The following is an 8,184-nucleotide window of genomic DNA, read 5'->3' as shown; positions in this document are numbered from 1 at the left end:
CTAGTATGACCACAGCGGGGGCATTTAGCTGTTTTATTTTGTACTTTAACCGATAAAATCAATGTTCCTTCTGTCTCTTGGATTTTTTCAACCATGACTCCTGGTAAGTTGAGGAGCTTTGTCATTTCTCTTTTCACAATTGCTACTCTGGATTTTAGGTACAGTATGTTAACAGTTTAGCACACTAAGTACGGAAGACCCGTTTTGTTGTTGAGTTATTGGTAATAAGCGAGCGCTAGTTCCTAAACCCGCCCCTACAGTGGCTGGCTTTCGTCCCGACAATTTATCCTTCAACTACGCTTAGGGCATGGTTTTTACGTCTTGCGATCGCTAACTGTAATGACTCGACTGATTTTAACCCTGATCCTGGAAAAAGGTATCGGGATCAATGCCTGATTCTCGCAGTCGCTCCATCAAAGCATCTAACCGAGCTTGTGTGGCTTCGGCTCGCTGTCTTTCTTGTTCGGCTCGTTGTCTCTCTTGTTCAGCTCGCTGTCTTTCTTGTTCAGCTCGCCGTCTTTCCCGTTCCGCTTCCGTCAGAATCCAGTTTCCTTGAGCATCATACCAACGCAACCAGAGGCGATTAATCCCTTGAAACTCTCCCTGCCATAATCCCAAACCCAAGTCTAACTCATTCATCCATACTCGCCCATCCTGTACCTCTAACTCTTGATAATGGGCTTCATTCAGTTTAAACACCCGTAGTTGATTGGTGTAACGACTGAATACGACATAGTAAGGAATCTGTAAAATCTGCTCGTAAACCTGCCATTTTCGCGGTGGTTTATCTTCAGTGGAAAGCTGACTCTCTTGCCCATTTCCTTCACCTTGTTCCGGCTGGGAGTTGGGCGCTGGGATTACCTGTTCTCCTAAGTCTTCCCTCTCGGTTCCAGGTGAGAGCAATTCCACGACAACAAACGGATTGACGCCCTCCTGCCAAACCACGTAAGATAGGCGCATATCCACATCATTATACAGTCGCGGCACGCCGACAACCCCAAACCAATCCGGACGTTTATGCCACAGAGGATGATGCACATCATAGTAAATGTTCAAGTCGCTGGCATAAAAGATCTGTGAAAGGGGATAGTGGGGAGGGCAAAATGTCAAGCTCAACAATTGCGCTTGCCAATCATGGAATTCGTCAGGCAAACCGGGTTCCTCCGGATATTCACTCGGAAGATCATACATCGTCGGTAGCGTTTCTTTGGGTGAACCCTGTGGATCGGTTTGAGGAGTGGGATAGTTGAATGAAACCATGGACGGGAATTGTTAGGAAAACTGGCTTTATCCTAACAATCCCTACTTATGCATAAGGGCGGGTTTTGTTGTTGAGTTATTGGTAATAAGCGATCGCTAGTTCCTAAACCCGCCCCTACCGTGGTTGGTTAACAATCCCTACTTATGCATAAGGGCGGGTTTTGTTGTTGAGTTATTGGTAATAAGCGAGCGCTAGTTCCTAAACCCGCCCCTACAGTGGTTGGCTTTCGTCCCGACAATTGACCCTTCAACTACGTTTAGGGCATGGTTTTTACGTCTTGCGATCGCTATTCAATACACCAACTGATACCAAATCCGGGGAACGCTACCCCTGTTATAACCCAGCAGCGATTTCAATCGCCTCCTCTTGCTAGATGTGCCATGAACCCTCTATCCCTATATAATTGGCTCATAAGAATTAACAAAACTTAAGGCGGAATCGGAGAAATAAATGGCACTGATCACCACCGGAAAGACGTTCATTCGGGATTTAGAACAGTCCGGCACATTGGCATTGTATGCTCCCTTGGAGGGAGGATTTGAAGGACGTTATCGGCGACGACTGCGGGCGACGGGTTATACGACGATTTCCCTTTCAGCGAAAGGATTGGGCGATCCAGCCGCTTATCTGACGGGTGTTCACGGTGTTCGTCCGCCGCATCTGGGGAAGAAAACCATCGGTCAAAGCGCTGCGGTGGGTGAGGTTTACTTTATCCCGCCTATCCTGACGTATCAGTTGGAAACCCTACCCCCTAAGTCGAAAGGGATGGTTTTGTGGCTGATTGAGGGCAGTAGTCTGTCGCGCCAAGAACTGGAATATTTCATCGCGTTGCCTAAACAGGAGAAGCGGGTGAAAGTGGCAATTGAAATGGGAGGCGAGCGCTATTTCCGTTGGCAGCCGCTTCAGGAAACCTTATCTGAGTTGGCATCCTAATGCTGTAGAGACGTTGCCTGCAACGTCTCTACAATGCCAGCAGTTTGCACCAAAACGTTAAACGTTTTCGGTAAAACCCGCCCCTACAGCCCTGCTCACCAACTGTCGCCACCGTAAACTTGGCGATCGCCTAATGGTGGGTTTGATACCCTTGAGAAGGACTGTAGTAGATTTGGGAACGTTTTTATGCTAGAGAAACGAGATTATACCTTAATCATTGATAAAAGCGGCAGTATGTCCATCCGAGACCAGTATTCTGGCAAAAGCCGCTGGGATGTTATGCAAGAGTCTACTCTGGCTTTAGCAAATAAATGCGAAGAATTTGATCCTGATGGCATTACCATTTACCTATTTTCGGGTCGCTTCAGACGCTATGATGGCGTGACAGCTAATAAAGTCATGCAGGTATTCCAGGAAAATGAGCCATCAGGACGCACAGACTTGGCATCTGTCTTGGAAGATGCCCTCAATAACTATTTTCAGCGCAAGACTAGCGGTCAGACAAAGTTGAATGGTGAAACCCTACTGGTGGTTACGGATGGGGAACCCGATGACCGCAAAGCCGTGATGAAGGTGATTATAGAAGCATCACGCCGAATTGAAAAGGATGAAGAGTTAGCGATTTCTTTTATCCAAATTGGCAGTGATCCTCAAGCCACGAAGTTCCTCAAGATTCTGGATGATGAACTGCAAGGGGCGGGTGCTAAATTTGACATTGTAGATACGGTAACGATTGAGGATATGGAGGACATGACCTTAACGGACGTGTTGCTCAATGCTGTAATCGATTAGATAACCAAGTGAGCGTGTGTTTTAGAACACAGGGGGTGCATTTACCTCATCTGTGAGTATTATGCTGTTTTGGTTGAGTATCCGATCCTTACGTCAGGCGATCGCTCTTAATAGGCGTCAAGGGATTCGGTGTCAGAGTCTGCAAAAGCAAAGCTGATTAAAATAGAAGATATAGAGGACATGACCGTTGAGGATATGTCCTTAACTGTAATTGTTGATAAAAAAATCTCTCCTAACTGAGAGTTTCGTCTTATGGCAGAATCCCCCGATGACTTATTAGCCCAAATTAAAGCCGAATATCAAGAAAAAGATCAGGGAAAACCCCCGGAGAAAAAACCTCTGTTGGATGAGGATGACTTGAAGTCGCCCGCAACGAATTCGTCAACCTATCAACCTATTTCCTCGTCCCAATCTTCGCGATCGCCTGTAGAAGATGCTATGCTTTCAGAACTGAAGGCTGAGTTTGAGGAGCAAGAACACGAAGCCGAACGAAAACGACAGCAGCAACGGCAAGAAGAAGAACTCAAGGCAAAACAGCGAGAACAACGCAAACGGGACGCTCTGAAGCAACAAGCCCAAGAGTGGTTAAATAATTTGAAGCCACATTCTGATGAGGGGCTTTGGTTTGAAGAGTTTTCCTATAGCTATTCTTCCAAACTGGAAGCCGCGATGGATTATCTGCAAGCACTGCGGGAAACGCCATGATTGTAGAGACGTTGCATGCAACGTCTCTACTTAATTTAGAGGCAGGTGTATGGGTAGTTCGATGATAAATTCTGTTCCTTGACCGGGTTCAGACTGATAACTCAGTTTACCGCCGTGTTTTTCGACGATAATCGCATGGGCGATTGATAACCCCAAACCTGTACCAACCCCCACAGGTTTAGTCGTAAAGAATGGGTCAAGAATGTTTTTTTGTAAGGTTTTGGGAATACCAATACCATTGTCAGCAATGCGAATAATCACAGAAGCCGAATTTTGATCAGTGTCGTCAACTGTCTTTCCTCTAATTTCTGCCTTGTTTTCGGGACTCAGTATGTCTTCATCTGGAGTCGATAGACCCTGATTATCGGGCGTGATCACGCTAGTTTGAATCGTAATCATTTTATGACAGTCTAAATGGGGATAATGTTTTTCCTTCTGTTCCAAAGCGTCAATGGCATTATTGAGTAAATTCATAAACACCTGATTAAGCTGACTGGGATAACATTGAATCCGAGGAAGTTGACTATAGTCTTTGATGATCTGTATTTCTTTGGGAAAGACGGTCTTTTTTAATCGATGCTGTAAAATAAGCAGAGTGCTATCGATCCCATCATGAATATTGACGACCTTTTTCTCTGCTTCATCTAAACGCGAGAAGTTGCGTAAAGACAGAATAATTTCCCGGATACGTTCTGCTCCATCTTGCATGGAATTGAGCAGGTTAGGAAAGTCTGCTTTTAAGAAATTCAGATCCATCCTGTCAATCTGTTCGTGGATTTCGGGTACAGGTTCTGGATGGTGTTTGCCATAGAGGTCGAGCAAATTGAACAGCTCTAGGGTATAGTCGTGAGCATAAGTAATATTGCCATAGATAAAGCTAATTGGATTATTAATTTCATGAGCGATACCCGCCATCATCTGACCCAAACTAATCATTTTTTCATTTTGAACCAGTTGAGCTTGAGTGTTTTTTAGTTGGCGTAATACCTGCTTGAGTTTTTTGTTTTTGAGTTTTAATCGACGTTCCGACTGGCGCAAAGCTTCTCTAATTTGCTTCTGCTCATTAATATCACGACCTTCTGGAATCAAGAGAACAACTTGTCCGGTTTCATCAGTCACAGGTTTGAGGGAAAAATCAATCGTGATTACCTGGTTATTCGCGCCAATAACCTCCACTTCATAGCGCACAAATTCACCCGCCGCCGCCGCCGCGATCGCATGTTTTAATTGTTCCTGAATTTCTGATGAATGACTCCACCATTTCGTTTGCCAAAATGGACGCCCCGCCACGTCTTCACGCCGCAATCCACCAAAATTTAATGCGGTTTGATTGGCTTCTAAAACCGTACCATCGGGTTTAAGCAAACCAATAAATTGAAACGTTGCATCAAAAATCGCCCGGAATCGCCGTTCACTCTCTCGCAACGCATTTTCCGCCTGTTGGCGTTGCGTGGATTCCTGATGGGTATCGCTAATATCGGTAATCATCCTCAACACACCGACAAACTCACCCTGAGCGTTTAAAATCGGTGTAGCAGACACAATTGCCCATAACTCTGAGCCATCTTTACGGCGAAACTTAAACGGGTGGCGTTCGTGGATTCCGTGGCGACGACGCAAGACATAGGTTGAATAAAGAGGGCGACTTTCTGCATCCATGAAATCAAAGAGCGATCGCCCGATCATTTCTTCGACGCGATAACCCAGCATTTCCGCCATGCGCGAATTGGCAAAAATGGTTCGGCTGTTCACATCAAACATCCAAACTCCCTCTGACGCCGTTTCCACCATCAGGTGATAGAGTGCATCAGATTCCTGAATGGTTTCTGAGGGTTGTACCGTGTGGCTAACGTGACCCTCAGGTTGACGCTGGCTAATATCCAGGATGATTCCATCCAGCCAGAGAAGTTGTCCAGTTTCGTCAAAAATTCCCTGTCCTTTGTCACAAATCCAAACAACATGTCCATCCGATCGCACAATCCGATATTCCAACCAATAAGGCTGTTGAGTGGTTAGCTGTTTTTCGAGAGCTTGTTCAATAATTGGTTTATCATCAGGATGAATAATACTTATCAAAGACCGTTCTCGATTTTTAATAAAATCACTGGCTGGATAGCCCGAAATATCCTGGATAGCTGGAGTAATAAACCGTGTTGTCCACTGGGAATCCCAAGCGCGGCGGTAAATCGCACCGGGAATATTTGCCACCAGATGACTTAAACCTGTTCCATTGGGTTCTGATCCCTGGAGGGTGGGGTGATCGAGTTCAGTTAAATCGAGAAATGTTGGTTGTTCTACCATTGTTGTTGCTAGACTTTAGGACGTGATTCAACTTAGCAAGAGTGATGAGTGACGTTAACCGGATGGAGAATTGCTCTAAAAAAACTTACTTTTTAGCACAAAAGCTTGATCATTATCAAGTAGCATTGAACCAGAGCTAATCTTTTTCCGAGTGGAGTGTGGCGGAAATAACTATCTAGTTAAAAAAGGTGCAACAGCTTACTGTACAAGCGTTCTTCCCTTCTGCCTGGTTGGTGAGCGTTCGACTGAACTTCGACAGGCTCAGTTGCCGCGCTCACGCCGAAGTCCTGTCGAACCACTGCCTGCTGGCACTAGCAACATATTGCCGATGAAAAATATCAATGTTTTCGGTTGAATTTAGGAACATCGGCAGAGTCTTCTCGTTCCCCTTTGGTGTTCCCGCAGGGTAGAGTAACCCCACTTATCGGGTTAGCTTAGAGATTTGGTGCAATCCTGATCGACGCCGACACGCTCCTGGCTGTGCTGTTGTCCTGGCTAACTACATTTAAATGAAACGGCTAACCAACTTTTTCCCTGTAGGCACAACTCATCCGTTATCCTTACCCCTCCAGTCTTAACCAACAATTTTCGGTCTTGTGGTGGCAGCTAAAAGGATTTGTTGATATTACTATTATGGATGATATTTAGCCACTCTTTCATCAGTAATTACTATTCTTTCGATAATTGAAATGTATAAAACAGCCTTAACTTACAAAGAAAGCATAATCGTAAAATGAAATAGAGGCAACCTATTGATTCCATTCTTCGCGCATTTGGAGCAAATTTTGACGGATAGTAATTGTTTAAAGAAGACAAAGAATTTAAGAAAAAACCTCAACTGGCGATGGAGTTAATAGAAAAAACTTTATCGCGAGGATATCGACAAGGAATTGTCTTAGTAGATTCCGGTCGGCTTCTTCTAAAGCTAAAAGGAAGCGGACAGCCGATAACTTACCCGTGCATAGCTTTCAAACCCTGTTGGCTGATTTAGGGACAATTGTTAACAATCGAATTCAGTCTAATATCCCAGGTGTGAATTTCGACTTTGATAAGGTAACAGAACCTACTCCTGTACAAAGAAAGGCTTTAGATTTGTTGGGAGTCAGCCTAATTTGTACCCAGTGAAGCCAAGAGTCAAATCGCCCTAAGCCAAGATAGACATACAGTGTAGCGATTTGTCAAAGGGGAACTTCAGTTTAAGCTTAAGTTGACACGGGCGCACGTCGGTGCGTCCCTACAATTTTAATCCACCAGTTAAGCAATCGGCGTAGAGACGTTGTATGCAACGTCTGGAACAAATTAGCGGGTTGCCAAGACTCTGATAAATTCCAAGGGTAATCCATCGGTATCGGCAATAAATGCCACCTCGTACACGCGATCGCCGATAATTTGTTGAGTGGGTTCTAAGAGAACTTTCAGGGGTTGAAACTGATCCGGATTTTGACTCGATGCCTCAGCTAGCTTCTGTTGTAGCGATTCTAGCCAACTTGGTAAGTCCGGAACTGTTTCAGTGAGATCAAAAGAAAGATGATAGTAACCGACATAATGTTCATCCCCAAACGCATCGGGTGCAGGTTTCGGTTCCGGGATTTGAATCAGTTCAATTCGTCCGTCTAATCCCTCCATCCAACAGGCTAGCGTAATCCCCGCCGTGAAGCGTTCACAAACCGTAAAACCTAATTGTTCATAGAACGCGATCGCGCGATGAATATCAGCCGTGCGAATTGAAGCGTGGTGCATGATTCACGAATAATTTTAATTGTTGATCTCTGTAGGGGCGGGTTTGACCGCATCAGTGTCAATTTAAGCTAAACCCCTCACCCCCAGCCCCTCTCCCAAGCTTGGGAGAGGGGAGCAAGAGGGGAGCAAGAGAGTCCGGTTCCCCTTCTCCCGTGCAACAAAAGCGAAGCATCCTCTGTCCTCCTGGAGAAGGGGTTAGGGGATGAGGGGGAAAGATTAGAGAAGTAAACAGACACAGATTAAAAGCTTTCCAGTATTAGTTTTCGCCTTAAGTTGATACCAATGGTTTGACCACTAACACTTCAACTCAAACCGCTTCTAAAAACCTAGACAAACCTACCCACAAGTAATTCTGTCTTGGTATAAGTCCACGGTGTAACTTTTGGTCGATAACCGTTAACGCTGACGCTTGGCTGATACCCGGCATTGTTGCTCGATATCAGCCTTAACCA

6 protein-coding genes and 1 pseudogene are annotated in these 8,184 nt (G+C 45.2%); 4 read left to right on the top strand and 3 right to left on the bottom strand.

The window, feature by feature from the left end; translation table 11 throughout:
- Positions 1–354 precede the first annotated feature (354 nt).
- Entirely contained in the window at positions 355–1,260 is a 906-nt protein-coding gene (locus tag RIC07_RS16540; RefSeq protein WP_446395491.1) for a Uma2 family endonuclease, read from the bottom strand.
- A gap of 451 nt (positions 1,261–1,711) precedes the next feature.
- Here RIC07_RS16540 and ndhN point away from each other — a divergent pair, with 451 nt between their 5' ends.
- The 3 genes from ndhN to RIC07_RS16525 all read left to right on the top strand — a co-directional run bounded on the left by ndhN (position 1,712) and on the right by RIC07_RS16525 (position 3,691).
- Positions 1,712–2,194 carry an NAD(P)H-quinone oxidoreductase subunit N gene (gene ndhN / locus RIC07_RS16535; RefSeq protein ID WP_446395490.1) on the top strand — a complete coding sequence of 161 codons (483 nt, stop codon included), beginning with the start codon at positions 1,712–1,714 and terminating at the stop codon, positions 2,192–2,194.
- Between the two features lie 186 nt (positions 2,195–2,380).
- Positions 2,381–2,986 carry a vWA domain-containing protein gene (locus tag RIC07_RS16530; RefSeq protein ID WP_446395489.1) on the top strand — a complete coding sequence of 202 codons (606 nt, stop codon included), beginning with the start codon at positions 2,381–2,383 and terminating at the stop codon, positions 2,984–2,986.
- Positions 2,987–3,238: 252 nt separating this feature from the next.
- A complete protein-coding gene (locus tag RIC07_RS16525) occupies positions 3,239–3,691 on the top strand; it encodes a salt stress protein, Slr1339 family (RefSeq protein ID WP_446395488.1) in 453 nt (150 codons plus the stop codon).
- Between the two features lie 30 nt (positions 3,692–3,721).
- Here the strand turns inward: RIC07_RS16525 and RIC07_RS16520 are convergent, their stop codons facing one another.
- The gene (locus RIC07_RS16520) at positions 3,722–5,992 is read right to left on the bottom strand and encodes a PAS domain S-box protein (protein WP_446395487.1); all 2,271 of its coding nucleotides are present in this window, start codon (positions 5,990–5,992) and stop codon (positions 3,722–3,724) included.
- Positions 5,993–6,904: 912 nt separating this feature from the next.
- On the opposite strand from RIC07_RS16520, the pseudogene RIC07_RS16515 reads away from it, so the two are divergent.
- Positions 6,905–7,117: pseudogene (locus RIC07_RS16515) on the top strand (IS1634 family transposase); the annotation flags it as partial.
- 174 nt (positions 7,118–7,291) lie between these two features.
- On the opposite strand, the gene RIC07_RS16510 reads toward RIC07_RS16515, so the two are convergent.
- Positions 7,292–7,732: a VOC family protein gene (locus RIC07_RS16510; RefSeq protein WP_446395486.1), complete on the bottom strand. Its 441-nt coding sequence runs from the start codon at positions 7,730–7,732 to the stop codon at positions 7,292–7,294.
- Between the last annotated feature and the right edge of the window lie 452 nt (positions 7,733–8,184).

This window comes from Coleofasciculus sp. E1-EBD-02 (assembly GCF_040218245.1).
GTDB lineage: Bacteria > Cyanobacteriota > Cyanobacteriia > Cyanobacteriales > Coleofasciculaceae > Coleofasciculus.
The sequence above is the reverse complement of the archived record's forward strand: the minus strand, read 5'-3'. Positions and strand labels throughout refer to the sequence as shown.